This window comes from Dolichospermum flos-aquae CCAP 1403/13F (assembly GCF_012516395.1).
Taxonomy (GTDB): domain Bacteria; phylum Cyanobacteriota; class Cyanobacteriia; order Cyanobacteriales; family Nostocaceae; genus Dolichospermum; species Dolichospermum lemmermannii.
The window spans coordinates 3,047,047-3,072,842 of the sequence record NZ_CP051206.1; the positions used below are offsets into that span (position 1 = coordinate 3,047,047).

At 39.4% G+C, this 25,796-nt stretch carries 30 protein-coding genes and 1 tRNA gene; 15 read left to right on the forward strand and 16 right to left on the reverse strand.

The genetic code is table 11. The annotated features are described in order from the left end of the window. Positions 1-44: 44 nt before the first annotated feature. Positions 45-647: a DUF3318 domain-containing protein gene (locus HGD76_RS14710; RefSeq protein ID WP_148760650.1), complete on the reverse strand. Its 603-nt coding sequence runs from the start codon at positions 645-647 to the stop codon at positions 45-47. Between the two features lie 74 nt (positions 648-721). Between HGD76_RS14710 and HGD76_RS14715 the strand changes: the two genes are divergently transcribed. Next, complete coding sequence (locus HGD76_RS14715) at positions 722-976, forward strand: hypothetical protein (protein ID WP_148760652.1); 255 nt, start codon at positions 722-724, stop codon at positions 974-976. A gap of 64 nt (positions 977-1,040) precedes the next feature. Here the strand turns inward: HGD76_RS14715 and HGD76_RS14720 are convergent, their stop codons facing one another. The 5 genes from HGD76_RS14720 to HGD76_RS14740 form a co-directional block, all read right to left on the reverse strand. Beyond that, on the reverse strand, positions 1,041-1,850 hold the full coding sequence (locus HGD76_RS14720; protein ID WP_168696235.1) for a DUF874 family protein: 810 nt from the start codon (positions 1,848-1,850) through the stop codon (positions 1,041-1,043). A gap of 144 nt (positions 1,851-1,994) precedes the next feature. Continuing rightward, positions 1,995-2,387, reverse strand: a complete 393-nt coding sequence (locus HGD76_RS14725) for a pentapeptide repeat-containing protein (protein ID WP_233466885.1) — start codon at positions 2,385-2,387, stop codon at positions 1,995-1,997. A 20-nt stretch (positions 2,388-2,407) separates the two neighbouring features. Further along, positions 2,408-2,731, reverse strand: a complete 324-nt coding sequence (locus HGD76_RS14730; protein WP_168696236.1) for a hypothetical protein — start codon at positions 2,729-2,731, stop codon at positions 2,408-2,410. Between the two features lie 211 nt (positions 2,732-2,942). Continuing rightward, entirely contained in the window at positions 2,943-3,476 is a 534-nt protein-coding gene (locus tag HGD76_RS14735) for an REP-associated tyrosine transposase (RefSeq protein ID WP_168696237.1), read from the reverse strand. Between the two features lie 133 nt (positions 3,477-3,609). Then, positions 3,610-4,947, reverse strand: a complete 1,338-nt coding sequence (locus HGD76_RS14740) for an NAD(P)/FAD-dependent oxidoreductase (RefSeq protein ID WP_168696238.1) — start codon at positions 4,945-4,947, stop codon at positions 3,610-3,612. A gap of 220 nt (positions 4,948-5,167) precedes the next feature. Between HGD76_RS14740 and ilvC the strand changes: the two genes are divergently transcribed. From ilvC to HGD76_RS14755, 3 genes are all read left to right on the forward strand, one after another. After that, positions 5,168-6,163 (forward strand): ketol-acid reductoisomerase, encoded by a 996-nt coding sequence (gene ilvC / locus HGD76_RS14745; RefSeq protein ID WP_168696239.1) that lies wholly within the window; start codon positions 5,168-5,170, stop codon positions 6,161-6,163. 230 nt (positions 6,164-6,393) lie between these two features. Further along, the gene (locus HGD76_RS14750) at positions 6,394-7,608 is read left to right on the forward strand and encodes an acyl-CoA dehydrogenase family protein (RefSeq protein WP_168696240.1); all 1,215 of its coding nucleotides are present in this window, start codon (positions 6,394-6,396) and stop codon (positions 7,606-7,608) included. Between the two features lie 102 nt (positions 7,609-7,710). Then, the gene (locus HGD76_RS14755) at positions 7,711-8,196 is read left to right on the forward strand and encodes a hypothetical protein (RefSeq protein WP_015078998.1); all 486 of its coding nucleotides are present in this window, start codon (positions 7,711-7,713) and stop codon (positions 8,194-8,196) included. A 247-nt stretch (positions 8,197-8,443) separates the two neighbouring features. Here the strand turns inward: HGD76_RS14755 and HGD76_RS14760 are convergent, their stop codons facing one another. Both HGD76_RS14760 and HGD76_RS14765 read right to left on the reverse strand, forming a co-directional pair. Continuing rightward, the gene (locus HGD76_RS14760; protein WP_148760664.1) at positions 8,444-9,835 is read right to left on the reverse strand and encodes an amidase; all 1,392 of its coding nucleotides are present in this window, start codon (positions 9,833-9,835) and stop codon (positions 8,444-8,446) included. Positions 9,836-10,023: 188 nt separating this feature from the next. Further along, positions 10,024-10,096: transfer RNA gene (locus HGD76_RS14765), tRNA-His, on the reverse strand. A 120-nt stretch (positions 10,097-10,216) separates the two neighbouring features. Between HGD76_RS14765 and HGD76_RS14770 the strand changes: the two genes are divergently transcribed. The 3 genes from HGD76_RS14770 to cobA are packed head-to-tail and all read left to right on the forward strand — an operon-like array spanning position 10,217 to position 12,138. After that, positions 10,217-10,597 (forward strand): DUF4359 domain-containing protein, encoded by a 381-nt coding sequence (locus HGD76_RS14770; RefSeq protein WP_015079000.1) that lies wholly within the window; start codon positions 10,217-10,219, stop codon positions 10,595-10,597. Continuing rightward, entirely contained in the window at positions 10,581-11,393 is an 813-nt protein-coding gene (locus HGD76_RS14775; RefSeq protein ID WP_233466886.1) for a sirohydrochlorin chelatase, read from the forward strand. The genes HGD76_RS14770 and HGD76_RS14775 overlap by 17 nt, the downstream gene beginning before the upstream one ends. After that, positions 11,386-12,138, forward strand: a complete 753-nt coding sequence (cobA, locus tag HGD76_RS14780; protein ID WP_168696241.1) for a uroporphyrinogen-III C-methyltransferase — start codon at positions 11,386-11,388, stop codon at positions 12,136-12,138. The genes HGD76_RS14775 and cobA overlap by 8 nt, the downstream gene beginning before the upstream one ends. A gap of 221 nt (positions 12,139-12,359) precedes the next feature. Here cobA and HGD76_RS14785 read toward each other — a convergent pair whose 3' ends face one another. From HGD76_RS14785 to HGD76_RS14820, 8 genes are all read right to left on the reverse strand, one after another. After that, on the reverse strand, positions 12,360-13,160 hold the full coding sequence (locus tag HGD76_RS14785; RefSeq protein ID WP_168696242.1) for an Rpn family recombination-promoting nuclease/putative transposase: 801 nt from the start codon (positions 13,158-13,160) through the stop codon (positions 12,360-12,362). Positions 13,161-13,239: 79 nt separating this feature from the next. Further along, positions 13,240-13,665, reverse strand: a complete 426-nt coding sequence (locus tag HGD76_RS14790; RefSeq protein ID WP_015079004.1) for a type II toxin-antitoxin system VapC family toxin — start codon at positions 13,663-13,665, stop codon at positions 13,240-13,242. Beyond that, positions 13,652-13,891: a hypothetical protein gene (locus HGD76_RS14795; protein ID WP_168696243.1), complete on the reverse strand. Its 240-nt coding sequence runs from the start codon at positions 13,889-13,891 to the stop codon at positions 13,652-13,654. Before HGD76_RS14795 ends, HGD76_RS14790 begins: the two co-directional genes overlap by 14 nt. 202 nt (positions 13,892-14,093) lie before the next feature. Next, the gene (locus HGD76_RS14800; protein ID WP_148760674.1) at positions 14,094-15,026 is read right to left on the reverse strand and encodes an IS982 family transposase; all 933 of its coding nucleotides are present in this window, start codon (positions 15,024-15,026) and stop codon (positions 14,094-14,096) included. Positions 15,027-15,545: 519 nt separating this feature from the next. Continuing rightward, positions 15,546-15,905: a DUF5615 family PIN-like protein gene (locus tag HGD76_RS14805; RefSeq protein ID WP_148760676.1), complete on the reverse strand. Its 360-nt coding sequence runs from the start codon at positions 15,903-15,905 to the stop codon at positions 15,546-15,548. Between the two features lie 42 nt (positions 15,906-15,947). Beyond that, complete coding sequence (locus HGD76_RS14810) at positions 15,948-16,265, reverse strand: DUF433 domain-containing protein (protein ID WP_168696244.1); 318 nt, start codon at positions 16,263-16,265, stop codon at positions 15,948-15,950. A 337-nt stretch (positions 16,266-16,602) separates the two neighbouring features. Further along, complete coding sequence (locus tag HGD76_RS14815) at positions 16,603-16,827, reverse strand: AbrB/MazE/SpoVT family DNA-binding domain-containing protein (protein ID WP_148760684.1); 225 nt, start codon at positions 16,825-16,827, stop codon at positions 16,603-16,605. A gap of 387 nt (positions 16,828-17,214) precedes the next feature. Continuing rightward, positions 17,215-18,255, reverse strand: coding sequence for a response regulator (locus HGD76_RS14820; protein ID WP_148766772.1), 1,041 nt, complete (start codon positions 18,253-18,255; stop codon positions 17,215-17,217). Between the two features lie 226 nt (positions 18,256-18,481). Between HGD76_RS14820 and HGD76_RS14825 the strand changes: the two genes are divergently transcribed. The 8 genes from HGD76_RS14825 to cpcG1 all read left to right on the forward strand — a co-directional run bounded on the left by HGD76_RS14825 (position 18,482) and on the right by cpcG1 (position 25,790). Then, complete coding sequence (locus tag HGD76_RS14825; protein WP_168633013.1) at positions 18,482-19,417, forward strand: RluA family pseudouridine synthase; 936 nt, start codon at positions 18,482-18,484, stop codon at positions 19,415-19,417. Between the two features lie 617 nt (positions 19,418-20,034). Next, entirely contained in the window at positions 20,035-20,556 is a 522-nt protein-coding gene (gene cpcB, locus HGD76_RS14830) for a C-phycocyanin subunit beta (protein ID WP_015079015.1), read from the forward strand. An 82-nt stretch (positions 20,557-20,638) separates the two neighbouring features. Beyond that, positions 20,639-21,127, forward strand: a complete 489-nt coding sequence (gene cpcA, locus HGD76_RS14835) for a C-phycocyanin subunit alpha (protein WP_015079016.1) — start codon at positions 20,639-20,641, stop codon at positions 21,125-21,127. Positions 21,128-21,852: 725 nt separating this feature from the next. Then, positions 21,853-22,713 carry a phycobilisome linker polypeptide gene (locus HGD76_RS14840; protein WP_168696245.1) on the forward strand — a complete coding sequence of 287 codons (861 nt, stop codon included), beginning with the start codon at positions 21,853-21,855 and terminating at the stop codon, positions 22,711-22,713. 431 nt (positions 22,714-23,144) lie between these two features. After that, positions 23,145-23,384: a rod-capping linker protein CpcD gene (gene cpcD, locus HGD76_RS14845; RefSeq protein ID WP_015079018.1), complete on the forward strand. Its 240-nt coding sequence runs from the start codon at positions 23,145-23,147 to the stop codon at positions 23,382-23,384. Between the two features lie 16 nt (positions 23,385-23,400). Then, entirely contained in the window at positions 23,401-24,231 is an 831-nt protein-coding gene (cpcE, locus tag HGD76_RS14850) for a C-phycocyanin alpha-cysteine-84 phycocyanobilin lyase subunit CpcE (protein WP_168696246.1), read from the forward strand. Between the two features lie 85 nt (positions 24,232-24,316). Further along, positions 24,317-24,916 (forward strand): C-phycocyanin alpha-cysteine-84 phycocyanobilin lyase subunit CpcF, encoded by a 600-nt coding sequence (cpcF, locus tag HGD76_RS14855; RefSeq protein ID WP_168696247.1) that lies wholly within the window; start codon positions 24,317-24,319, stop codon positions 24,914-24,916. A 37-nt stretch (positions 24,917-24,953) separates the two neighbouring features. Further along, the gene (gene cpcG1 / locus HGD76_RS14860) at positions 24,954-25,790 is read left to right on the forward strand and encodes a phycobilisome rod-core linker protein CpcG1 (RefSeq protein WP_015079021.1); all 837 of its coding nucleotides are present in this window, start codon (positions 24,954-24,956) and stop codon (positions 25,788-25,790) included. Positions 25,791-25,796 lie beyond the last annotated feature (6 nt).

A 25,796-nucleotide genomic window follows, 5' to 3' on the forward strand; every position in this document is an offset into this window, starting at 1 on the left:
GGGTATCCTGGTATCTACGTTCCCTGTTCCCTTTGAATGTACATCTATTGATAATTTTTAGGAATACCAACTTGTGATAAACCAGCAATTACTTTCAAGTTTTGACAACGAATTAATTCACTAAAATTTAAACCAGAACGCCCTTCTATTGTTCCTACTACTTCAATAGCTGTTAACAAATGTTGGGCGGCTTCAGTTTCTGAATAACCTCGTCTTTGGGCGATTCTAATAGCGACTGTATCAGCAGTTAATTCTGACTCCTGGGATTTATTCGTGCGCCAAATCCGGATAGCCGCTACAGCACTTAATCCCCCGGCTATTACCACACCTACCACATCCGCCTGGACTGCCTCCAGTATTCCGCCTACAAGCCCTGCTAACACCACACCTTGATAAATATTAGGTTGTAACCATTTCACCCCTATTAACCAGCTTACCTTCTGTAATAGGAGTAAATCTCGTTGGGGTTTTGTCAACCGTCTCCATAAGTCGAAATTAATATATATTGGTCTTGCTTGACTCAATGGCAGGGGAAAAGCCGCATCTATTACCTGTTTTCGTTCTGGTTTACTGACGATTTTAGTCATCATCCGCCCAGAAGCAGGCATGACATCCAACAACCGACGAATTTCAATATTTGGTTCCATAATATCCATTGTTAGTCATAATTATGTATATTCAATGACTACTAAGATTACACTCTATTACAGTTTATATTTATATGGACGCTTTTGATCCCAATCCGCCAGAATGGACTAATCAAGCCGTACACGCCTATCAATTCCATTGTCCCAAATGCCATGCTGGTAGTCGAGAAGCCGTTAATGTGTGGTTAAATAGAAGGTCTCCTGTCAGTACCCCAGATCGTCGTCGTAAGTGGCAAGAATTTTACCATTGTCATTGCGGTTATGTCTGGTGGGCTTGGAGTAATGATAGACCACCGACGGATTTATCTAAGGAAAATCAAAATAATTAACTGCTTTGAGGCAGAGCCTCTATGGTGGCATTCCCAGTCGGAGACTGGGAACGAGAGATTGTATTTATTCTAAATCTGGTTCAACACCAAGCGATCGAAGTTGGGCAATTAATCTTTCGGTTTTTTGCCTTTCTTGTTCTAACTTTTGCCTTTCTTGTTCTAACTTTTGTCTTTCTTGTTCAGCTTTTTGTCTTTCTTGTTCAGCTTTCTGTCTTTCCTCCTCTGTGCTGGTTAATATCCAATTACCGTCTTTGTCGTACCAACGTAACCAAGGCATTTCGACGGTTTTATAACTTCCTTGCCACACTCCTAAACCTAATTCTATTTCGGGAATCCAAAACCGAAAATCTGATAATTCTACTTCAGCATAACGAGCGCCAGTTAACTGAAACATTCTAAATTTAGATTTATAACGATCAAAGATGGCGTAATAGGGTACTCTTAAAATTTGTTCGTAAACTTCCCATTTACCAGGAGGTTTTTCGACATCTCTTAATATTGTCCCTAAGTCTTCTTTTTCTGTTCCTGGTGAGAGTAATTCAACAATAATATGAGGATTAACTGCTTCTTGCCAAACTACATAACTTAACCGCAAATCTCTATTGTCATAAAGTGAGGGAACACCTAACACTGCAAACCAATCTGGACGTTTATACCATGAAGGATGACGCAAATCATAATAAAGATTCAGATCACTTCCTGTAAATATTTGGTCGCTAGGATAGTCAAGTGGACGGAATGTTTCTGCTAATAATTGTGGTTGGAATAAATGAAATTGATCTGGCAAACCAGGTTGATCTTGATCTTCGCTAGGAAGATCATACATTGTCGGTAATGTTTCTTTAGGGGAAAGTGGCGGATCTGTTTGATACATTCTTAACAATCCTAAAGATAGAATTTCTATTTCTATTATGTAGCAATATGATTTGGTTTAGAAAATGGTAGCGACTGTTTTGAATATTCGGTTTTGTGGGTAAGAAAGTTTTGTTTATTGAGAATTTACAAGAATCAAATCTTCCTAATTATGAATTGACCCATCTGGCATTGTAGCGCCTTTGAGTATGGCTCCTTCGAGGTCGGCTTCTGTGAGCAAAACTTCTGTGAGCAAAACTTCTGTCCAGTCCGGTTTAAAGCGGTAGGCTCCTCTGAGGTTGGCTCTTGTGAGGTTGGCTCTTGTGAGGACGGCTTCTGTGAGGTTGGCTCCTGCGAGGACGGCTTCTGTGAGGTTGGCTACTATGAGTTTGGCTCCTGTGAGGTCGGCTTCTGTGAGTTTGGCTCCTGTGAGGTCGGCTCCTGTGAGTTTGGCTACTATGAGTTTGGCTACTATGAGTTTGGCTCCTGTGAGGTCGGCTTGTTTGAGGTTGGCTACGAAGAGGTTGGCTCCTGTGAGGTTGAATCTTGCGAGGTTCAATCCACTAATATTAACTTGAGTTAAATCAATATACTTGCAGCCTCTGCATTTCTATTTGCCGCGCCTGCATTTTTATTTGTAGCCTTTGCAGTCTCTTCCATAGCCTCTGCACGTCTACCTGCAAAGTAAACATTAACAATTACTGCCCCTCCACTAATGAATAAACCTAATACTTTAAGACTTTCAACAATATATTCATATTTGTTTTTCAATAATTCTGTTCTATTAGTAATTAAAATCATTGAGATAAAATAAATTGTAACAGCAACAGCTATCAAAAACAAAAATATAGTTACAGCGATCGCCCAATTTTTAATACAATCGTTTTTATCATCTGTGAACATAATACAATTTCTACTCCCTGTGTAAAATGGCTTTATTAAGTAAGCAATGCAAGATACAGACATTTTAGCACATCAAAAAGCAAATACACTAGAACAAGAAAAAATTTTATTGTTAAAATAACCTTAAATAACGGCAGAAAAATTAAAATTTATTCTTCCTCGTTCCTAGTCTCTGACTAGGAATGCTATCAAGAGGCTCTGCCTCAATATCTCACAAATCAATCAATTCCACCTCTAATAAACTCGGCAATTCCATATAATTCCGGTAACTAGAATAACGCCAATGAGCCGGATCATCAACATACCCACGTCGCACCGGATTATTATGAATATATTCTAATTTTTGGATAAACATTTCTTCATTAGCAATTGCTTGGAGATGAAAACCTTCTTGCCACAGTTGATAATCTTGTTTGATCTTGTGTTTTAATTTATGAAATTCTAATTGATTAAGTATATATTCAGCATTATTTTTCTGGAGTAAATCAATAATGGAACGAGCCGTAAATGATTTAAAATTCCCTATTTCTTTAGATAAGTTTGCAGCCGCAGCGATGAGATGAAGATGATTTTCCATAATGACATAACCATATAATGTCAAACGCTGCTGACGTTGGAGAAAGTTGAGGGAATCTATGATAATTTGGACAAGTTCAATATTGCCAAATAATGGCATCCAATTTACTAATGTGCAGGTGAGGAAATGTGGTTGAGTTCCTAATACATGATAGCGGCTGCGTCCCATTGTTTCATTTAATTTGGTAGATGTGGTGATTTTATTTTAATATGAGAGGCAGTTTTTTAATAATAATGAGGGAATATGGGAGGCAGAGCCTCTAGAGGGCATTCCCAGTCAGAGACTGGGAACGAGGGAGGAACTACACATTTAACGGTTTTTTTGGGATGACTGGCGTTGGTACAGGGGCAATAGTTTCCTTACCTGTAATTAATCTCGCGCCACGATTGCGGGTAAAATAACTCCACAACCATTGAATCATCACCACTAACTTATTATCAAATTCAATCAAGAAGTAGATATGAATAAATAACCACACAAACCAGGCAAAGAAACCTCTAAGTTTGATAAATCCTAAATCAACAACTGCGGCGTGTTGCCCAATCATTGCTAAACTACCTCTATCCACATATTTGAATGGACGTAATGTTTCACCTTTCAACCGTTTTTGAATGAGTTTAGCCACATATTCGCCTTCCTGCATGGCGACTGGTGCAACTCCCGGTAAAGGTTTATCATTTTGATGGGCGAAATTTGCTAAGTCACCAACTACGAAAATGTTGGGAAATCCTTTAATACTTAGGTCTGGTTCAACCATAACACGACCAGCGCGATCGCTCTCAACTCCCGTCTTCTCTGTCAAAACTTTCCCCATTGCTGAGGCTTTCACACCCGCAGCCCACAACACGGTTTTTGCTGCAATTTCTTTAACATCATCACCTTGCTTAATCGTCACAATATCATTTTCAATATGTGTAACTAAGGTTTTGGTTTGCACATCCACACCCAAAGCTTTTAAAGATGCTTCCGCTGTGTGAGATAATTCCGGTGCAAAAGGGGGAAGAATCCGATCTAAACCTTCTAACAATAAAACTCTGGTTTCTGCGGTGTCAATGTTGCGGAAATCTTCTGTCAGGGTTTTAGTTGCCAATTCAGCGATCGCTCCTGCCAATTCTACCCCGGTTGGACCACCGCCAACAATGACAAAAGTTAATAAAGCCTGGCGTTTAACCGGATCACTTTCACTTTCAGCGGCTTCAAATGCTGAAAATATCCGCCGACGCATCTCAATGGCATCTTCTACAGTCTTTAAACCCGGTGCAAACTCTTCCCAGTTATCCTTCCCAAAATAGGAATGCTTCGCCCCTGTAGCCACAATTAAAGTATCGTAGGGGACAGATTCCGCGCCTACCATCACATTTTGGGTGGTAGTGTCAATATCATTCACCTCACCCAACAGTACCTTTGTATTCTTACTCTTGCTGAGAACAGCCCGCAAGGGAGAGGAAATATCCGCTGGGGACAAAGAACCTGTAGCGACTTGGTACAGCAGTGGTTGAAAGAGATGAAAATTGCGTTTATCAATCAGCGTGATTTGCACATTGGCTTTAGCCATAGACTTTGCAGCATACAATCCACCAAAACCACCACCAATAATCACGACTTGATGAACTGGTTTCTTGTCAGCTAGATCAACCATAAAAAATATTTCCTTCCACTACAGGGCTGTAACTATTCTTAACAAATTTGTATCAAAATTATCACAATTATTTCTGTTTATCTTGAACTTCTGAAAAAAAAATAAAAGTATCTACAGATCCCCGACTTCTTTGAGAAGTCGGGGATCTGATAGTCCGATTTGCGATACAATCGTAAGTCTGCCAATTTCATGACAACTTTTACGGACAGGAGATGCTTCTATGGCGCGTATGTATTATGATGAAGATGCTAATTTAGACCTTTTAAAAGGTAAAACCGTTGCTATTATTGGTTATGGTTCTCAAGGTCATGCTCACGCGCTGAATCTTAAAGATAGCGGTGTTAACGTCATTGTGGGATTATATCCCGGCAGTAAGTCCACAGCTAAAGCCGAAGCTGCTGGCTTGACTGTAAAAAATGTTGCTGATGCGGCCAAAGCTGCTGATTTCATCATGATTTTATTACCTGATGAAGTCCAAAAAACAATTTACAAAAACGAAATTGAACCCAATTTAGAAGCTGGAAACGTTTTAGCTTTTGCACATGGTTTTAATATCCACTTTGCACAGGTTGTTCCCCCTGCTGATGTTGATGTCGTCATGGTTGCACCTAAAGGACCTGGACATTTAGTGCGTCGTACTTATGAACAAGGACAAGGTGTACCTGCGTTATTTGCAGTTTATCAAGATGCCACTGGTCATGCCCGCGATCGCGCTATGGCTTATGCTAGAGGTATTGGTGGTACACGCGCCGGTATTTTGGAAACTACCTTCCGTGAAGAAACCGAAACCGATTTGTTTGGGGAACAAGCAGTATTGTGTGGTGGTTTGAGTGCTTTAATCAAAGCCGGTTTTGAAACCTTAGTAGAAGCAGGTTATCAACCAGAACTCGCTTATTTTGAATGTCTGCACGAAGTCAAATTAATCGTTGATTTAGTCGTAGAAGGTGGTTTAGCTACCATGCGCGATAGTATTTCTAATACTGCCGAATATGGTGATTATACTCGCGGTCCTCGCGTTGTTACCGCCCAAACTAAAGCGGAAATGAAGAAGATTCTCAGCGAAATTCAATCTGGACAATTTGCGCGGGAATTTGTCTTAGAAAACCAAGCTGGTAAACCTGGTTTTACTGCTATGCGTCGTCAAGAAGCTGAACATCCTATTGAGGCTGTTGGTAAGGATTTACGCGCTATGTTTAGTTGGTTAAAGAAAGCGTAATTTTGGGTAATTGGTAATTGGTAATTCTTTACCGATTACCAAGTTTTGACCATCGAACTAACCCTCTTTTAAGAAACATTTCTGTTTCTTTACATACATGGGAAATGCGATCGCTTTCTGCAATATCGGATAAATCAACGAATTTTCAAGGTTACAGCCCAGGAAAAATTAAGGGTTGACCCCAACTTGATGAAAGCGGGTTAAAACAGTTCAAAAAAACATAATTAACCATGGACTTTAACTTAAATAATCAACAGAAAACCTTAATTGAATTAGTTCAAGAATTAGGAAAAAATAAATTTGCTGCTCGTGCTTCTGTCTATGACGAAGAAGCTTCTTTTCCTTGGGAAAATTATGAAGATTTACGAAATCACGGACTTCTAGCATTATGCGTACCAAAAAAATATGGGGGGATGGGGGTTGATTTTCCCAGTTATTGTTTAATATCGGCTGAAATAGCCCGATATTGTGGTGCTACTGCTCTTACTTATAATATGCACATTTCTTCAACTCTTTGGTTAAATGTTTTAAATGATTTACCATTGACGGAATCTCAAATAGCGGAATGTGAAATCTATAAAAAACTTCATTTTCAAAGAATAGTTGAAAAACAGGCACTTTATTCCCAACCAATTTCTGAAGAAGGTGCAGGTGTATCTCTTGGTAAAGCTTATCAAACAACTGCTAAAAAGGTCGAGGAAGGATGGTTAATTAATGGAAAAAAAACCTTTGCTTCACTTTCAGAAGCTGCCGACTATTATGGTATTGTTTGTACTGAGGAAACAGAAAATATTTCAGTAGAGAATTGTCTTTATATTGCTATCCCAGCTAAAACTCAAGGGGTGCAAGTAGTTGGAGAATGGAATTCTCTAGGAATGAGAGCTACTATTTCTCGCACTTTAATCTTCGATAATGTTTTTGTTCCTAATAATGCTCAATTACTGCCCTCAAATATTTATTTAAAACTGACTGAGTTGTACCCACATATGTTTTTTACTCTAGCACCTACTTATATGGGTATTGCTCAAGCTGCTTATGATTTTACAATTAAGTATTTGCGTGGTGAAGTAGTAGGAATGCCACCGATCAAACAAAGACAAAATAAAATCAAGCAATTTAATGTTGCTCAAATGTTTATTATTTTAGAGCAAACTAAGGCAATTTTTTATCGAGTTATCAATGAAGCCAAAATAAATCCTAGTAAAGCTGAAAGATTAAGAGCTTATGCGGCAAATTATACTGTAATGGAAAACAGCAATCAATTATGTAGTTTAGCTATTCGTGTTTGTGGTGGACATTCTCTTTTAAAATCATTTCCTTTGGAAAGACTTTATCGAGATAGTCGTTGTGGTGGGTTAATGAGACCCTGGGGATCTGATAGATGTTTAGAAAAATTAGGAATGGAAACTTTATATGAATCACAAGAAACAGATGAGCAAGGATAATTATAGGTAGGATGAAATTAGTAATGCAACATGATCAAGGATTTTGGTGCGCTACGCTATCATGATTCTACAGCCAATGGAATAATCTCTGGAGTGTAGAAAATGGAATCTCTAATTTCAACTTTCACCCAAAATTTAGATTTTTCCGAATCGGAAATAACAGCAATACTTTCCACACCGTTAAATGAGGTACTAAATTCACCGGCTTTGAAACAAGAATTAGACAGTTTAGATATTAGCTTACTCAAAAAAACCTTACCTACAGCCGGTGCGGTATTAGCTGAACATTTACCACTTTTTTATGATTGGCTAAAAAACGAGTTAGGAGTTGAGCGTGTTCCTGACAGTCCAGATCATACAACAAAATGGGTGGTTGGTTTTCTCAATAATCAAGAAAGTATCAATCACTTAGTTGAATTACATCGTCCCGTACCCCACGCAGCTTTAGAACAAGCCGTTCCTCGGTTGGTGGGTTTATTTGATGGTGTGGAAGATGTGAAAGTGCGTCAAGAATGGGAGAAAGCAGTTGCCGCACTTTGTTTAGTTTTAGTAGTAGATGCCCGTGAACAGGAAAAACTGGCTAATTAATTGGAATTTATGGTCCGAATCAGGATTATTAAGATTAAATGATTAATAGGATTTAGTATGCAGATATTTGCAAACTTTCTGTTTTTCAGATTATTTCTCTGTCTGAATCAGGATGCTCAGGATTGAAGGATTAACAGGATTCAATATGCAGATATTTGCAAACTTTCTGTTTTTCAGATCATTTTATGGATAACAATCCTGTAAATCCTGATTCTGACATTTTGTAAATCCTGATTTTGACTTAAAGTTAAAGTGCTGGACGATGTTGAATCCAAGGGTTAGCGGCTTCTAATTGCGCTGCTAAACTAATTAAGGTAGACTCAGCGGCAGGTTTACCAATTAACTGTACACTTAGGGGTAAACCATGACTATCGAAACCGACAGGAAGGGCGATCGCAGGTAATCCGGTAGCATTTGCAACAGGACAAGGCGCGACCCAATGGGCAATTTTGGCAAATGTCTCTTCTGGACTCAAATCTGCCCATTCACCGACGCGAATGGGAGAATGGAGATAAACTGGTAATACCAATACATCTACAGTATCAAAAAATGCGATAATTTGCCGGGAGACAATTTGCATTTGGGAAAGTGCTTGCAGATATTCAGCTACAGAACCATTTTTTGCTAATAACCATTGGTTTAAAGGCTGTAAGGCTGGCGAAGGAATTCCTGCTGCTGCTATTCCAGCTTGCCAAACTACTATAAATGGTTCGATTAAACTACTAAAATCTGGGTATTTTTCCTCAACTTGATGTCCAAATTGTGCTAATAACCCGACGGTTTTTAATACTCCTTGTTTACAGTTAGCGTCAGCTTCTCCAAAGGGCAGAATACTGGTACTAAAGGCAATTTTCAGACTATCTAATTTGACTTGAGTTGCAGAGAGAAATGATGGTTGCGGATTTGGTAGCCAATAAGGATCACCTGTGACATAGCCAGAGATCACATCTAACATAGCCGCTGCATCAGCCACTGTGCGGGCAAGGGGACCATCCACCGCAATGCCCCCCAAGCGATCGCCTACAGGGGCTTTAGAGACTCTGCCTCTGGCTGGTTTGATGCCAACAACACCACAGCAAGCCGCCGGACCACGCACTGAACCACCACCATCTGAACCTTGGGCAATTGCACTTAATCCCGCTGCTACTGATGATGCGGCACCACCACTAGAACCACCAGGAGTATATTCTAAATTCCAAGGGTTTCTCGCTGGGGGAAATCCCGCAGGTTCACTGTAAGGATAAGAACCTAATTCCGAAGTTGCGGTTTTACCAAGAATAATAAAACCAGCTTGTTTAATTCTGGTAACTACACCATCATCATGATTGGCAATATTATTTAACAGTGCCGAATTTCCGTAAGTACAAGTAACACCCGCAACCGCACTTAAGTCTTTAATGGAAATTGGTACACCAAAAAATGGCGGTAATTCTGAAGTCGTTGTCAGTAATTCTGTTTTGTTTTTAGCATCAGCAATGGCTAAATCTGCCGTGACTGTAAAATAACTTCCCAGTTGGGGATTTAAGCGTTCGATTCTTTCTAAATATACTTCCACCAACTCTAGAGGTGACACTTCTCGCAGACGGATTAATTGTGCTAACTCTAAAGCGGGAGTAAAAGCTAAATCATTGTTATTCATAGATATAAATTTGCCAACTTCACTTGTGACTTTAGCAGGATTTTTGAGAATTATCGCTATTGGACTTATTGCAAGAATCGGAAAAGTTGACAGGAAAATACTCTCCTTTTCCCGAATTCTACAAAAGGTCTAATTCGTGTTTTTATACTTTACAACAACTCTGAACTTACAGAGTCATAATTTAATAGGGCGAACGATGGGGATCGAACCCACGAATGGTGGTACCACAAACCACTGCCTTAACCACTTGGCTACGCTCGCCATTCACTCTGTGAGTATAGCATTACCTCCAGAAAATAATCAAGCTTTTTTTAGCAGAAATTAGATAATTTTCTTGGTAGTGTTTAAAAGACTAATAAATATACCAGTTCAGGCTAGAATATGAAACCTTTGACTATTCTTATATGTGTAGGAGCAGCGAGCGTTACCGTCCTGGGAGCAATTATGGCGAAAACTAACCCCAATCAGGGTGAATATGAACAATATGCCGTTCAAAAGCTGACAACATATTTAGAAGCTGATGTCTGTCACAAAACACCAAGTTTCTTGGAAAAATTAATCAAAGTTAATTGTCAAGAATTGCTTCAATCCGCCACACCACACATCAAAGAACTGATTACCACCACAACTAACCGACAAGACTATATAATCTTTAGTATTTACCGCACGGAAATCAAACTTGATTCTTGGATACCAGGATACAAATTTGAAACAGTGGGAGCATTGAATCAATTTTATACTTACAATGCTGAAGAAAAATAAATTAGCATCTTTCTCCTGTGTTTCTCAGTCCCCCAGTCCCCAGTCCCCAAATATGCAAATTAATAAAATTACAGCTTATCTTTTAGTGTCTCATGGGAGTCGTGATCCTCGTCCAGATATTGCTATGCAGCAATTAGCGGGAATGTTAAGTGAGATATTACCCCAAGGTGAAAATTTCGTAGGTGTTGCTACCCTAGAGGCCAATATCCAACCTTTACACCTGCAAATTCAAGATTTTGCTGATCGTGTTCAGGCTTTTGGTTGTCAAAGGGTGCAAATTATCCCCCTATTTTTGTTACCGGGATTTCATGTTATGACTGATATTCCCGCAGAAATCGCCCTTGCAGAACAGGCCATAACTGAAGGAATGACAATAGAATTGCGTCCTTATATTGGTAGTTATCCTGGTTTAGAAAAGTTTTTTGCGGGGATGATGACTACGATTAAAGCAGATGTATCTATTATTTTGGCTCATGGTAGCCGACGGGCTGGTTCTCATGCCCCTGTGGAAAATATAGCAGCTACTGTGGACGCAGTTACAGCTTATTGGTCTGTCCCTCCCAGTTTAGAAGTCAGAGTACAGGAATTGATAGCCGCTGGTTATGGACGAATTGCGATTTTCCCCTATTTTTTATTTACAGGTGGGATAACTGATGCGATCGCTCTGGCAGTAGAAACGCTAAAATTACAATTTCCATCAGTAAGTTTTCAACTCGCACAACCATTAGGAACAAGTCGAGAATTTGCGAATTTAATCGAGAATTTCATCAAAGAAGAGGACAAAGTTTTTGGGTAAAGTTTATTTAGTTGGTGCTGGACCTGGAGATCCTGGACTCATGACTCTCAAAGGAAAGGGTTTATTAACCTGTGCAGATGTGGTTATTTATGATGCTTTGGTGAGTCCAGAAGTGCTGGAAATGATCAATCCTGAAGCAGAAAAAATCAATGCGGGTAAACGCATGGGTAGACATTCACTGTTACAGGAAGTCACTACCCAATTACTGATTGAGAAAGCGGAGAATAATGCCATAGTTGTTCGGCTTAAAGGTGGTGATCCTTTTATTTTCGGTCGTGGTGGGGAAGAAATGGCAGAATTGGTAGCCGCCGGGATTTCCGTGGAAGTTGTGCCAGGGATTACATCAGGAATCGCCGCAGCGGCCTATGCTGGTATACCCTTAACCCATCGGCTTTATAGTTCTTCTGTCACCTTTGTAACTGGACATGAATCCGCCGGTAAGTATAAACCCCAGGTAAATTGGCAAGCCATAGCGCACGGTTCGGAAACTATAGTAATTTATATGGGTATTCACAATTTACCCTACATTATTGAACAGTTTACTCTAGCTGGATTGAGTTTAGATACACCCATTGCCTTAATCCGCTGGGGAACTCGGCCAGAACAGGAAGAATTAATTGGTGAATTGGGGACAATTGTAGAACAAGTGGAAGCAAAGGGATTTCTTGCACCGGCAATAGCTGTAATTGGTGCAGTCGTGAAATTACACGATATATTATCTGATTCTGTACAGGAGAAAAAATAGAGGAAAAGTTTGGTTAGGGTTAGAGGTTGTTTGATAGCGAAGCGTGGCGTTAGCCATAAAGTATCAGATGAAACCCATAATCTCCAAAAACCTAACCCCCCTGCCCCCCTTCCCTACCAGGGAATGGGGTTTTCAAAGCCTCTCCCCGCGTCGGGGAGAGGTTTGGAGAGGGGTCAATTTATACATTCAAAACTTTTCAAACATCCTCTTACACATCCTTTTTATTTGTCCTTTCTGTTGATATTCTGTTGTTGAATAATTTCGCTAATTTCTGCCAAACTTAAATTTAAAACCTGTGCGATTTGTTCTGTGGTTAAACCTAATCCTATCAAACCAGGAACTGCGTCTAACTTGGCTTTGCGTTCACCTTCTTCTTTTGCTTCTTGATAAAATCGGGTTTGTTTTAACTCACTTAATCCAAACATGGCTTCTATTTCCTCCCTATTCATTCTTGGAAACTTGTAAATTAAAATTGTCTCGATGATTTGTAATACTTGTTGCTGTTGAAATTGAGAATCTATTTCTTGTTTAGTTCTGGTGATTAATTCTCTAGCTTGGGTAATGGAATTATCTGGGTTAGCGATGATTAGTTTTATTGTAGCAATACCAATGGGTAAAGATGTTGTTTCTGCTAATTCATCGAGATAAATAACTCTAACTCGTTGACTCGTAAAAAATTCCTGATAATGCTGAATATCTTGTGTATCTATGCTGCGCGTTGGATAGATAACTACAGCATTCCAGTTATTTTTGGGTTTGTTTTGGCGGATGTAAAGAAAGATTTCGCTAAAAAGTCTATGGTAGAGATCCGTATCTAGTTGAAATTGTACTTCTAAAAAGTAGATGGGGTTATCTGTATTTTGGTTAGGTAAGAAAACTCCATCTATTCTCAAGGCTGTTTGTTTGACTTCAACTGATGAAAATTGATAAAGTTCTGCTAGTTGGGGAGAGTTACCAATAAGTTCAAAAAATATACTAGGTATTTCTTGAAACAATCGGTAAAATATGCTGTCTGTTTTCATTTTAAAAAGGTTTATTACATTTTATTAATGCAGCCTACAGGATTAGCGATCGCTTCATGTTCGAGATGTAGGTACTAAGTCATAAAAACTCATGAAATAGGTTATCAAAGGGTTCTGTATTTTTCCAGCGATAGGTGTTAAAGTCTCGATAATCAACTGATAAAATTTGTCCATGACCTAATTCTTCTGCCAGAATAACGAGAGAGGCATCGGCTAAATCCATCGGTAAATCTTTATATTTTTCCATCAGTTCTTCAATACGCTGGCAATGATGTTGTTTGAGATCAAATATTTGTAGCTTTCCTGTGGAAATTTTATTAATAAAGATTTTTGGAGCATCTATTCCTACTCTTTTTTCTAATAGATAGCACGTTTCTGTGACGACACACCAGGTTGTAATAAATTTCTGATTAGCTAAATCTTGAAATCGTTTTTTGGCGGATATATGAACTGCATCTTTTTTATTGGCAAGAGCTAACCAAAAGCCTGTATCAACTATGATCATATTTTTGATTAAGTTCACGGTCTAAGTAGTTTTTATGGTTTTTAGAGAGGTCTGTTTCAGCTTCTATGCAACCGATAAAATCTGACCAGTCTTGCAAGGAATTTTCTGAGGATTTCTGTTGATTCTGAAGGTAGCGTTTTTTTAGGACTTCTACGAGTTCGACTATGATTTGTTGTGCATCGGGAGGAAGAGACGCAATATCTTGTTGAATTGTATTTAAGTTCATAATTTGATTTTGGTGTTTCCCTGATTATAGTTTAGCAACAAATGTTTTTACTAAACCACCTGAGTTCGATATAAATAATCATCCTGAAAACTAATTATATCAGGCTTTTCTCAATTAGCAATGATTGTTGACAATAAATAAACAAGAGAAAACAATCCAAAATTGAATATTTTGGACTCATAATTTAATTGCATGAAAATAATTAAATTAATAAAGCTGGTAGAGAAGTTACTTCATGTTTATCTAATTTTAAATAAGGTTTTTTATCTTGCCAAGTATAAGCAATTAAACCAGTGGTCGGTGAGCGAAGCCGAACCGCAATAATATTAACCATAAAATTAGAAATACTGCGATGACGAGAATGAACAACTTGGGAAATATTTTGATAGCCTGCGTGGCGTAGCCATAGTTGGTCGTTGACAGTTTCGATTAAAGCTCTTTTTCTTAACATAAATTTTTCCCACAATTCAACTAATTTATTCTTCATATTCTTCTTAAAAGGAGTAATTAATTTCACATCATTTTCCAATAGTTTCTGAAATAAACTTTTAGAAATATATCCTTTATCTCCAAAAAGTCTTCCCCATAAATTTTGTGCCAAAGTAGGAACTGGTTTCCGGTCATCAACATTTCCGGGAGTAACTTGAAAAGCTAATAATTCGCCTTGTTCATTAATAATTAAATGAAGTTTAAATCCAAAGTACCAATCCACAGAACTCTTGCCCCAGCCCGATAAGCCACGGAAAACTTTATTTCTTTTTGCTCTTTTATTATGACAAATAGGAATACCCATGCTGTCAATAAAAGAGATGCCACTACATTGACCTTTTCGACTATTAAGATAACAAATTAAAGGCAGTAAAGCATCAGGCATTAATTCAACAAAGCGATTATAACTCACTAAAGATGGAAAATATCTGTGGTAGTTTGTTAAAATGCTTTTTTGATAATAGTCCTGAAAATTACGATAACTTGATTGGTGAAAATGAACAATAATAGTCATGACTTCACTTAAACATAAGCGACTTTTTCTTTTTCTTTTTTGTGACTGGCTCGAAATTAGTTCTGAGTTCAATTTTGCTTCAAAATCCCAACAGAAATCATCTATTGCACAAAATAATTGTTCTAATTCCATTGTCCATTTTCCTTGCTCAAACAACTACTTTATTCTTAAATCTTTGGTGCAATCTTGAGAATGATTAATAATGTTATTTAATGGTTTTTAAGAAAAATTTACAATTTATATTATTTATTCCCAATCAATTGTCAACAACCGAAAATTATTGACAACCGCTAAAAATTTATTTAATCCTGAAACTCTTTCCAGTCAACACTTGTAAGTTATTCTCTTACGTCGAACTCAGGTAGGTTCAGCATAACAGCTTCGCCATCAGGGGCGCGAACGGATATTGAAAAAACACCAACGATATGGAGCAACGCCCCAAAAAGTTATTAGAGCCGGTGTAAGATGTTATCGCCCTTTCAGTTAATTTATAGTTTTCAGTTCTTTTTTAGATATTATATCGTTAATGTTGGGTTTCGTTCCTCAACCCAACCTACAAGATCAGCGATCGCACTCAGGTTTTATTTGGAACTTCAATTAGTCAAAAATCGTAGGTTGGGTTAAGCGATCGCGCAACCCAACATTTTAATTTTAATCTTCACCATTTCTACCATACTCTTGTACGAAAAAAATCTGTCCGACTGCTTTTATATTTTGCTTCATAACCCGCAACAAACGATTCTCTAAGGTGCGACTATCCTCATCCAAAAAATCAATTATCGCCTTGACTTTCCCAGTATAATCACGATCGTGTTTAAAAATAATCATGCCAGCATGATTTGGTGCAGTGCGATGTAGATCGATAAAATCTTGGCGATTTTCGGTAATCAAAATGCGACCTGTCGCTGTGGCATACTGCAAAACAACATCGTCAGGAATCCCTTGATTTGCTTGACCTGCTTCGTAGGAAGTTAATACATCGTGTCCCTCCGATCTGAGTAAGTTTACCATTGCGATCGGAAAATTTTCATGTTTTGTAAAATTGTAATGCCATTAAACTAAATCATCTTGGGCAATTTCTTGATCGATTTGTTCAGGATTTTGTTCGTAGTAATGCCAAGCTGCACTTAAATCTTCCGCAGTCAATCCAGGATAATTTGCCAATAATTCTCCATCAGGCGCACCTTGTTGACGATATGCTACCAAAGTCCATAGGGGAATTCGTGTATTTCTAATTCGCGCTTGTCCCCCACAAACTCCAGGTGTAATCTGAATTGGATGTTGCAACATTTGCACGTAATTCAATGCTTGGTCAACTAATTCCTCTGGTAAAGCTGCAATTACTTCGAGCAGTTGAGTCCTCTTATTCATGACAACAAAATCTCTCTCGCTTATTTCATCCTAACTTGAAAATAAGCGATACCACAAAGTGGTTGCCAAGGGCATCGCCAACACTAAAACCGACTAATATTATTATATCAATGTTGGGTTTCGTTCATCAACCCAACCTACAAGATCAGCGATCGCACTGGTTTGTTTCAGCTAATTTGGTGTATTAGAAAAATGCTATAAATTCTATAATCTAAGACTTTAAGCCAAAATCTATTGCCCTATTTTAGCTTCGTGAAAAATAACCTGTTTACAATTCTTAATATTTTATTGTAACCTTTAAATATTACAATTATTTCATCTAACCAGAAAATTCCATTCATTTCCCTAACTCATGAAGTGCATTTCTGTATTTTGTGCTGACTTTTTTGTAAGCCTCCATTGCTTTTTCAAAATCAGGATTACAAGAAGTTATCATAACACCGGCTGGGGTTTCAGTGACAAATACGCTGTCTCCTTCTTGAACTTTAAGTTTTTCCAGGGCTTCTTTAGGTAATGTTAAGCCCAAGGAATTTCCAACTTTACGAATTTTTAAGGTGTACATAAGTTAATAGCTTCTTGATCAGAGTAATACTATTGTAATAACATATTTTATGAACCACCCCATATTAGTTCGTTGAAGATGTGGTTTTTTACTTTAAGTAAGTAGACGAAAATAAATCAAAGTATATTAAGTAATGTAAAAAATCTGGAGATGATTTCGTAGTGAGGGCTTCAGCCCTCAAATGAGGAATAAATTCCTCACTACAAACTTTGAATTATTCAAGCCGTTCTACTTAGTCAGTTACTTAGTGATAGATGAAGATTACACTGGATAAATGTAATCCTCAATATTTCCCGATTGTAAGCTGTTACGCAGCTAAATTTGATAACCTTTTATTGATAGATATTGGCAGCCATGATGAAGTTCATTAACCTGACTTGTGAATTTTCACACAATATGTTGAAAAATTATTTTCAGTAAATCCCCTTGGGAAAAAGGTTTTTCTAAATAACCATTAGCTTTCACAAACTTAGCTTTTGCTCTATCTCTTAATCCCATTCTTTCAGTCATCAAAATCACAGGAGTATTTTTATAATGCGTGTGCTTCCGTAATAAAGAACAGATTTCATAGCCATTTAAATTAGGCATTTCTACACTTAGTAAAATGATATCTGGCTGCGCTCGCAGAATTTCCATTAAAGCTTGGGAAGAATCCATGAATTTCAGCACAGAAAATATTTGCTCATCTAAAAAATTTTCCACAGCATTTAATATGCTATAATCATCGTCCACACCCAAAATACTGTATTTCTTTCTAGCAGTAACTTGAGGGTTAATCGGCTGATTTATATGTGGTTTAGAATCAACTTGCTCAGAATTATTTTTGGGTAATTGTTCCTGATATGTGCTATGTGAATCTGACTGATAATAATTTTCAAAATTCAAATTTTTCTGAACATCAACCTTAACCCCTGATTGAGATTGTTCCACTAAAGTTCTTAAATTCAAATGACAGAATTTAGGGAGATTATCTAAAAAAGTATGAGGAACAAATTCATAACTGCCATATTCTAACTTCAGTAATGGTTGTAAAACCTCCAGCGCCAATTTTTCAATCAGCAAAGCAGCCTGGACGTGACTAATATATTTTTGATTAACTAACCAACAAATTGCTAAATAATCCGGATTGGGGATTGATTGATTCTCAATATCTTTTTCAAAAATCATCCGTACCTGTTCGTTGATACCCAGAGGAAGAGTAGAAATTTGCTGACTTAACTGCTGTAAATTTCGGTAAAGAGGTTCAAACATTTCCTCAGAGTAACCAGCGTAAATTAACTTACCCTGATCCATATATATTGACCATGCACCCGACTCGCTAAAGACTTGTAAACAACCAGTAAAAGAATTATTAGTAATCTTCTTTAATAAAGTAATTGGTTGTAGCTTTTGGAAAAATCTATATCTACTAATCGGAATTGTATTCATACTCTGAGATTGATCATTAAAATTTTCTCTCATGATCATTTAATTACTGGATTTTACAAAGGTTTTAAATTCTAATTCTTGAATTCTTACTTTTAGGTTACTATAGATTTTTTAGAGAAATAAAAAAGTATGTTAAACATAATATGAAAAAATGAAGTTTAGAGGTTTGACCCGAACACCTCTAATTTTTAAGCCCAATGTTTCTTAAATCACCCAATACCTAATCGTGTCTGCAATTAATAATATCCAAGTTACCGAAAATAGCGATCGCCTAGATCGTTACCTATCCCAAGAGTTATCAGATTTATCCCGTTCTCGCATCCAGCAGTTAATAGAACAGGGTCATGTCCAAATTAATAATCTCATCTGCACATCTAAGAAGATTAACCTGAAAACAGGCGATCTCATTACCCTCGAAATTCCCACCGTTCAACCTTTAGCAATAATCGCCGAGAATATTCCCCTAGACATCCTCTATGAAGACGACGAGTTAATTATTATCAATAAACCCGCCGGTTTGGTTGTCCACCCCGCACCAGGCCATCCTGACGGAACTTTAGTTAATGCTATCTTGGCACACTGTCCCAATTTACCGGGAATTGGTGGCATTCAGCGTCCGGGAATTGTCCATCGTTTGGACAAGGATACAACGGGAGCGATTGCGATCGCTAAAACAGACCTGGCTTATCAACATCTACAAGCACAACTACAAGCAAAAACCGCCAGAAGAGAATATTTAGGTTTAATTTACGGTGTCCCCAAAACAGAAACCGGAAGTATAGACTTACCCATTGGTCGCAATCCCCAGGACCGCAAAAGAATGGCCATCGTTTCTATAGAAGATGGTGGACGTAATGCTATCACCCATTGGCGAGTAAAAGAACGCTTTGGAAATTACACATTAATTCACTTTCAACTAGAAACAGGCCGGACCCATCAAATTCGCGTCCACAGTGCCAAAATGGGTCATCCTCTCGTTGGCGACCCCATTTATAGTTCTGGTCATTCCCTCGGCGTAAATTTGCCAGGACAAGCATTACACGCTTGGAAACTCCAGCTACAACATCCCGCTTCTGGAAATTTGGTGGAAGTGACAGCACCCCTTCCCCGCAGCTTTGCAACTTTACTGGAAGTGTTACGCCGTCGTAGTGGTCTTTATTAAGAATTTCTGCAAAAATAGCCATTTATTCTCAATTTGTGAATATAGCTTTTTTAATATTTATATCCCCCCTGGGGGGAAAAAGTAGCAGGTTTTCCAAATATTTAGAAATGTAAATTTAACAATTCTTAACAAAACTTAGCTAAAACTTATACAACAAAAAACTGCTGTAATCCATTTATGATAGTGAGTTTCTGGAAAATTAAAACAATCTTTAACTGCTGAATATTGCGATTGTTGTCAAAAAATGTAAAGTTGTGTAACAAAAATATTGACTTTTTATCAGTTGTAATCCTTGTGTATAAAGGATTTGAGCTAGTTTGTAGGCGACGATCTTATTTATTCATAATTTGTAACAAATAATGGCTCTATGGCATTGTATAAACATAAACTGTAGGGGTTAAACAACAGGAGAAAGTTGAAAAAAGCAGGCAATTCATCAAGTTTGCCGGTTTCTCAAAAAATTCCCCTTGACTCTCATAATTTCTGGTTTTTAAACTGTAAACTGGTAGATGAGAAGACAAAATGAGAGACGCTTTGATTTGACTCCGTTGCGAACAAATCCGAATTAGTTTTAATTTAGACATCTCTCAACTAAGTAATTTAGGAGATTAGAGTCCATGACATTAGATGTATTTTCCAAAGTTGTTTCCCAAGCTGACGCTAGAGGCGAATTCCTCAGCACCGAACAACTAGATGCTTTAACCGCAGTTGTAGCTTCCGGCAGCAAGCGTTTAGATGTTGTTAACCGCATTACCAGCAACGCTTCCGCTATCGTTACCAACGCGGCTCGTTCTTTGTTTGAAGAACAACCCAACTTGATCGCTCCTGGTGGAAACGCTTACACCAACCGTCGTATGGCTGCTTGTCTCCGCGACATGGAAATCATTTTACGCTATGTAACCTACGCAGCGATCGCTGGTGATGCTAGTGTTCTTGATGACCGTTGCTTAAATGGTTTGCGCGAAACATACCAAGCTTTGGGTACTCCTGGTTCTTCCGTAGCAGTTGGTGTTGGTAAAATGAAAGAAGCAGCGATCGCTATCGTTAACGATCCTAACGGTATCACCAAAGGTGATTGCAGTTCTTTGGTTTCTGAAGTTGCAAGCTACTTCGACCGCGCTGCGGCTGCTGTTGCCTAACAATTCATTACAAATTAGCTCGAATCTTAATTGAGCTTTTCCCAGTAAAACAAGCAAGAAACTATCTAGGAGATTTTCACCAATGAAAACACCAATTACCGAAGCAATCGCATCTGCTGATACCCAAGGACGCTTTTTAAGCAACACCGAATTACAAGCAGTTAATGGTCGTCTAGTTCGTGCTGCTGCCAGCATGGAAGCTGCTCGTGGTTTGACAGCTAACGCTCAAAAATTAATTGACGGCGCTACCAGCGCTGTATACAGCAAATTCCCTTACACCACCTCTACACCAGGCAATCAATTTGCAGCTGATAGCCGTGGTAAAGCTAAATGCGCTCGTGACGTTGGTCACTACCTCCGCATCATCACCTACAGCCTAGTTGCTGGTGGAACAGGTCCTTTGGATGAGTTCTTGATTGCTGGTTTGACTGAAATGCACGCAGCTTTCGACTTATCTCCTAGCTGGTACGTAGAAGCTTTGAAATCTATCAAAGCTAGTCATGGTTTGAGCGGTCAAGCTGCTAACGAAGCTAATACCTACATTGACTACGCAATCAACGCTCTTAGCTAGATAGCGTCATGCCCGGAGAGGGATACAATTGTTAGATGGAGTTACCCCTCAAGGGGTTTGCCAGTTATTCATGGGGAGTCACTGCGTAAGTTGGAAAGTATTCCGATTGGGACTTAGGTGGCGTTAAGACCATACATGATAATTCTGGTTCACCTAGCAATTGGATCTAGCTCCGGGCATAGTTTTATAAGGGAAATGCCGAAAACCCTTGAAGATGTAGCTGACTTAGGAAGCTACATATGTGCTTTAGACAAGGGATGAAGGCTAGAGGCTTTCCTTTATCCTGCATTGACATTAATTTAAAAATTTGAAATTATTTCAAATTTTAATCCATATTCGTGAGACAATTAAATTGTCAGCAAAGACATTAAAAACCTACCGGGGGACTCTCGGAAAGTTACGCTTGTCAGAGATGATTCTGCCAGTAATGGCAAACAGGATCAGGGCAAGAACCCAAATATTTAAGGAACCCTGCCTGAAGCTGGGATAACTGAGAGATATAGACTGAAACTCTCTATAGAATCCCCGCGTCTTTAGACCGGGGAGTGTCAACTACAAATAAAATAGGTCAAGAGTCAAGAGTCAATAGGCAAGAGTCAAGAGTCAAGAGTCAACAGACCACTGACCACTGACCACTGACCACTGACCACTGACCACTGACCACTGACAATTGACAACTGACAAGCTTTATTCAGCCAAAATTCGGCACAATAAAGGGGAAAAACATGGCAATTACAGCAGCAGCATCCAGACTGGGAACAGAGGCTTTTAGCGACGCACGCAGAGTTGAACTGCGCCCTAACCCCAGCCGCGAAGAAGTCGAAGCGGTAATTCGTGCTGTTTATCGGCACGTTTTGGGAAATGACTATATATTGGCATCAGATCGCCTGATTAGTGCAGAATCACTTCTGCGCGATGGCAATCTAAGCGTGCGCGAGTTTGTTCGCAGCGTTGCTAAATCAGAACTCTACAAAGCTAAATTCTTCTACAACAGTTTCCAAACTCGGTTAATTGAACTCAACTATAAACATTTGTTGGGTCGCGCACCATACAATGAGTCTGAAGTAACTTACCACTTAGACTTATATATTAACCAAGGTTACGACGCGGAAATTGACTCCTACATTGATTCTGAAGAATATCAAAACAGCTTTGGGGAAAGTGTTGTTCCCTACTATCGCGGTTTTGATTTTCAAGCAGGACAAAGTGCCGCCGGTTTTACGCGGATGTTCCGTTTATATCGTGGTTATGCTAACAGCGATACTGCTCAAGTGGAAGGTGATAAATCTCGTTTAGCGCGAGAATTAGCTAGTAATAAAACTTCCTCAGTTGTTGGCCCATCTGGTAGTAACGATAATTGGGGTTTCCGTGTATCTGCGGATAACGCTCCTAAGCAAAATCTCGGTAATGCCGTAGGACAATCGAATCGCACTTACCGTGTTGAAGTTACAGGCATTCGCAATCCTGGATACCCCAGTGTCCGCCGTAGTAGCACAGTATTTATTGTCCCTTACGAGCGCCTTTCTGAAAAAATTCAGCAAATTCAGAGAGTTGGCGGCAAAATTGTCAGCGTAATTTCCACCTAAGATCCGGCGCTGTTCACAAAAATATCGCGGGTCGTGTGGAAGCCACTTGGCTTCAGACAGTGGAGGAAACACGCCACGAGTGGTTTTAACCACCGTGAAAATGATAAAATTAAACTGTGAGTAGGAATAATCATCTACGTATTGAAGTGTTTTGTAAGGAGCAACCCCTGATTTACCTCGTACCTGCACTGCAACTCTGGGTAAACAAGTAATGGGAAAACATGGAGCGTACCGAACTGGCTTGTGATGAACTCGGAAAGCATTAATTGAATCCTAAGTAAGAGCAATTGCAATACTTCTCGTGCTAGTAGTTGTTTTGAGCGTCTAGGGGGATATTTGACTATCCCTTTTAAGTTAAATCTTAGAGAATCTGCGTGTCTTCAGACCGCAGAGTGTCAACGACAAAACTCATCATAGGAGATATAGAAGTAATGTTCGGTCAAACCACACTTGGTGCTAGTAGTGTTTCTTCATCTGCCAGCCGCGTATTTCGTTACGAAGTTGTCGGCTTAAAGCAAAATCAAGAAACCGACAAAAATAAATTCGACATTCGCCGCAGTGGTAGCGTATTTATTACCGTACCCTACGGACGCATGACTGAAGAAATGCAGCGGATTAGCCGTTTAGGTGGCAGAATCGTCAAAATTGAAGCTTTGACAGTAGCAGAATAAGTATAACTTCCTGGCAATGATAGAAACCAGTGGAGAAGAATATTCTGCCCAGAATGCACCAAATCTGACACCAGAGATAGCTATTGCTAACCTGCAATCATCAGATTTAAGTCTCCGCTATTATGCTGCTTGGTGGTTGGGTAAGTTCCGAGTCCGTCAGCCAGAAGCCATAGACGCGCTCATTGCTGCGCTAGAGGATGAATCTGACAGAACCGAACTGGGTGGTTATCCCTTACGGCGTAATGCTGCCAGGGCGCTTGGTAAATTAGGCAATTTAAAAGCCGTACCAGGTTTGATTAGGTGTTTAGAATGTGCTGATTTTTATGTCCGCGAAGCAGCAGCCCAATCTTTAGCTATGCTTGGAGATAAAACCGCATTACCAGCCCTGATAAAACTGCTAGATGGGGGAGTTGAGGCTGCTGTACAAGTACCTGGTTTTCCCCACCTTGCCCAGCCCTATACAGCAGTAATAGAAGCCTTGGGAGCTATGGGTGCAACTGAGGCTATTTCCCTTGTGCAGCCTTTTCTCAAGCATTCAGTTCCTCGATTGCAATGCTCCGCCGCCAGAGCCATGTACCAACTGACACAAGACTCTATTTATGGCGAGTTATTAGTGAAAACTTTGGCAACAGGTGATTTGAAAATGCGCCGCGTTGTTTTGGGGGACGTGGGGGCAATTGGGTATTTGGCCGCAGCAGAAGCGATCGCCCAAACGCAAGTGGAAAATAGCTTTAAACTTATCGCTTTGAAAGGATTATTAGAGTATCAACTGCCACAACAGTCTGATACTTTTGGTATATCTGAACAAGCTATCCGAGTCATGAATCTCATGGATTCACTCTTGTAGTCAGTAGTCAGTTGTTAATTGTCAGTTGTAAAACTACTGACCACTGACCACTGACCACTGACCACTGACCACTGACAACGGAAAAATGGATGAACTAATTCGGGCTATTACCGTAGCAGACACACCTTCCCAGATGGTGACAGCAGTTAAAAATCTGGCAGCAGCCAAAGATCCATCGGCAATTCCGACCTTAATTGCTGTCTTTGGTTATAACAATCCAGAAGCAGCCATAGTGGCAGCAGCAGCATTGACGCAGTTGGGAGAAATAGCAGTTCCACAATTGCTAGACCAAATTGATGATTATAACTATGGCGCACGGGCTTATTCGATTCGCACTCTCGCAGCGATCGCAGATCCCCGTGCTTTGGATATTCTCATCTCTACAACACTCACTGATTTTGCCCCCAGTGTTCGCCGTGCCGCTGCTAAGGGACTAGGAAATCTACATTGGCAGAAGCTAGACATTTCCGCCAGTCAAATAGCCATCAACCGCGCGCTAGAGACACTTCTCTTTATCTGTGAAGATACAGACTGGTCAATTCGTTATGCTGCTATTGTTGGATTACAAGCTTTAGCAAAAGTAGCTATAGTCCAATCGCCTATTCTTGCTAAATTTCAATTAATGCTGACTAACGATCCTGAAAAAGCAGTTCGCGCTCGCGTTCAGTTGGCCTGTAGCCAGTAAACTGATTTATATACCATATAACAAGGTAAAAGTAAAGATGTCAATACCACTACTAGAATACGCGCCCAAATCGCAAAACCAGCGAGTAGAAGGTTATGAAGTCCCCAACGAAGACACCCCAACTATTTATCGCTTAGATCGGGCTACCTCAGATCAAGATATTGATAGCATCATCTGGGCTGCATACCGCCAAATTTTCAGCGAACACCTGATTTTAGCCAGCTATAAGCAAACCGCTTTAGAATCACAACTGCGAAATCGGGCAATTACCCTGCGTGATTTTATCCGGGGTTTAGGTAAATCAGAGGTTTACCGCACCCAAGTAGCAGATACCAACTCCAACTATCGCTTAGTTGACATCACCTTAAAACGGTTCTTAGGCCGGGCTGCTTACAACAAAGCCGAAGAAATCGCTTGGTCAATTGTCATTGCGACCAAAGGTTTACACGGTTTTATAGATGCTTTATTAGAATCAGACGAGTATTTAGATAACTTTGGTGATGATGTTGTCCCCTACCAACGTCGTCGTTTTGGTTCACGCCCCTTTAACCTGGCTAACCCCCGTTATGGTTCTGACTGGCGCGATACCCAAAACATTCGCGAAATGGCTGGCCGTTCCTACTATAGCATCCGCACATCAGGACAACTAACTACAGCAGATATCCGTCGGGCAATTCCTGCCAACTTCTTCATTATGGCTGGGTCTATTATTACCAACGAATGCAACTACCAACGGAGTTTGGCCACTGCCCAATCTTTTGTTAGTAGCAGCGAAATCCCTGATACAAGCAGAGATCATCAAGAACAACCCACAATTAAACCTGTAGCAGTTTCTTTACCTTATCGTTATATTCCTGCTAACGCCAAAAATTAGTTATTA

Excerpts from the sequence above, each read along its gene's own strand:
- HGD76_RS14710 (WP_148760650.1), bottom strand. The coding sequence starts at position 647 with ATGGAACCAAATATTGAAATTCGTCGGTTGTTGGATGTCATGCCTGCT.
- HGD76_RS14715 (WP_148760652.1), top strand. The coding sequence starts at position 722 with ATGGACGCTTTTGATCCCAATCCGCCAGAATGGACTAATCAAGCCGTA.
- HGD76_RS14720 (WP_168696235.1), bottom strand. The coding sequence starts at position 1,850 with ATGTATCAAACAGATCCGCCACTTTCCCCTAAAGAAACATTACCGACA.
- HGD76_RS14730 (WP_168696236.1), bottom strand. The coding sequence starts at position 2,731 with ATGTTCACAGATGATAAAAACGATTGTATTAAAAATTGGGCGATCGCT.
- HGD76_RS14735 (WP_168696237.1), bottom strand. The coding sequence starts at position 3,476 with ATGGGACGCAGCCGCTATCATGTATTAGGAACTCAACCACATTTCCTC.
- HGD76_RS14740 (WP_168696238.1), bottom strand. The coding sequence starts at position 4,947 with ATGGTTGATCTAGCTGACAAGAAACCAGTTCATCAAGTCGTGATTATT.
- ilvC (WP_168696239.1), top strand. The coding sequence starts at position 5,168 with ATGGCGCGTATGTATTATGATGAAGATGCTAATTTAGACCTTTTAAAA.
- HGD76_RS14750 (WP_168696240.1), top strand. The coding sequence starts at position 6,394 with ATGGACTTTAACTTAAATAATCAACAGAAAACCTTAATTGAATTAGTT.
- HGD76_RS14755 (WP_015078998.1), top strand. The coding sequence starts at position 7,711 with ATGGAATCTCTAATTTCAACTTTCACCCAAAATTTAGATTTTTCCGAA.
- HGD76_RS14760 (WP_148760664.1), bottom strand. The coding sequence starts at position 9,835 with ATGAATAACAATGATTTAGCTTTTACTCCCGCTTTAGAGTTAGCACAA.
- HGD76_RS14770 (WP_015079000.1), top strand. The coding sequence starts at position 10,217 with ATGAAACCTTTGACTATTCTTATATGTGTAGGAGCAGCGAGCGTTACC.
- HGD76_RS14775 (WP_233466886.1), top strand. The coding sequence starts at position 10,581 with ATGCTGAAGAAAAATAAATTAGCATCTTTCTCCTGTGTTTCTCAGTCC.
- HGD76_RS14785 (WP_168696242.1), bottom strand. The coding sequence starts at position 13,160 with ATGAAAACAGACAGCATATTTTACCGATTGTTTCAAGAAATACCTAGT.
- HGD76_RS14790 (WP_015079004.1), bottom strand. The coding sequence starts at position 13,665 with ATGATCATAGTTGATACAGGCTTTTGGTTAGCTCTTGCCAATAAAAAA.
- HGD76_RS14795 (WP_168696243.1), bottom strand. The coding sequence starts at position 13,891 with ATGAACTTAAATACAATTCAACAAGATATTGCGTCTCTTCCTCCCGAT.
- HGD76_RS14800 (WP_148760674.1), bottom strand. The coding sequence starts at position 15,026 with ATGGAATTAGAACAATTATTTTGTGCAATAGATGATTTCTGTTGGGAT.
- HGD76_RS14805 (WP_148760676.1), bottom strand. The coding sequence starts at position 15,905 with ATGGTAAACTTACTCAGATCGGAGGGACACGATGTATTAACTTCCTAC.
- HGD76_RS14810 (WP_168696244.1), bottom strand. The coding sequence starts at position 16,265 with ATGAATAAGAGGACTCAACTGCTCGAAGTAATTGCAGCTTTACCAGAG.
- HGD76_RS14815 (WP_148760684.1), bottom strand. The coding sequence starts at position 16,827 with ATGTACACCTTAAAAATTCGTAAAGTTGGAAATTCCTTGGGCTTAACA.
- HGD76_RS14820 (WP_148766772.1), bottom strand. The coding sequence starts at position 18,255 with ATGAATACAATTCCGATTAGTAGATATAGATTTTTCCAAAAGCTACAA.
- cpcB (WP_015079015.1), top strand. The coding sequence starts at position 20,035 with ATGACATTAGATGTATTTTCCAAAGTTGTTTCCCAAGCTGACGCTAGA.
- cpcA (WP_015079016.1), top strand. The coding sequence starts at position 20,639 with ATGAAAACACCAATTACCGAAGCAATCGCATCTGCTGATACCCAAGGA.
- HGD76_RS14840 (WP_168696245.1), top strand. The coding sequence starts at position 21,853 with ATGGCAATTACAGCAGCAGCATCCAGACTGGGAACAGAGGCTTTTAGC.
- cpcD (WP_015079018.1), top strand. The coding sequence starts at position 23,145 with ATGTTCGGTCAAACCACACTTGGTGCTAGTAGTGTTTCTTCATCTGCC.
- cpcE (WP_168696246.1), top strand. The coding sequence starts at position 23,401 with ATGATAGAAACCAGTGGAGAAGAATATTCTGCCCAGAATGCACCAAAT.
- cpcF (WP_168696247.1), top strand. The coding sequence starts at position 24,317 with ATGGATGAACTAATTCGGGCTATTACCGTAGCAGACACACCTTCCCAG.
- cpcG1 (WP_015079021.1), top strand. The coding sequence starts at position 24,954 with ATGTCAATACCACTACTAGAATACGCGCCCAAATCGCAAAACCAGCGA.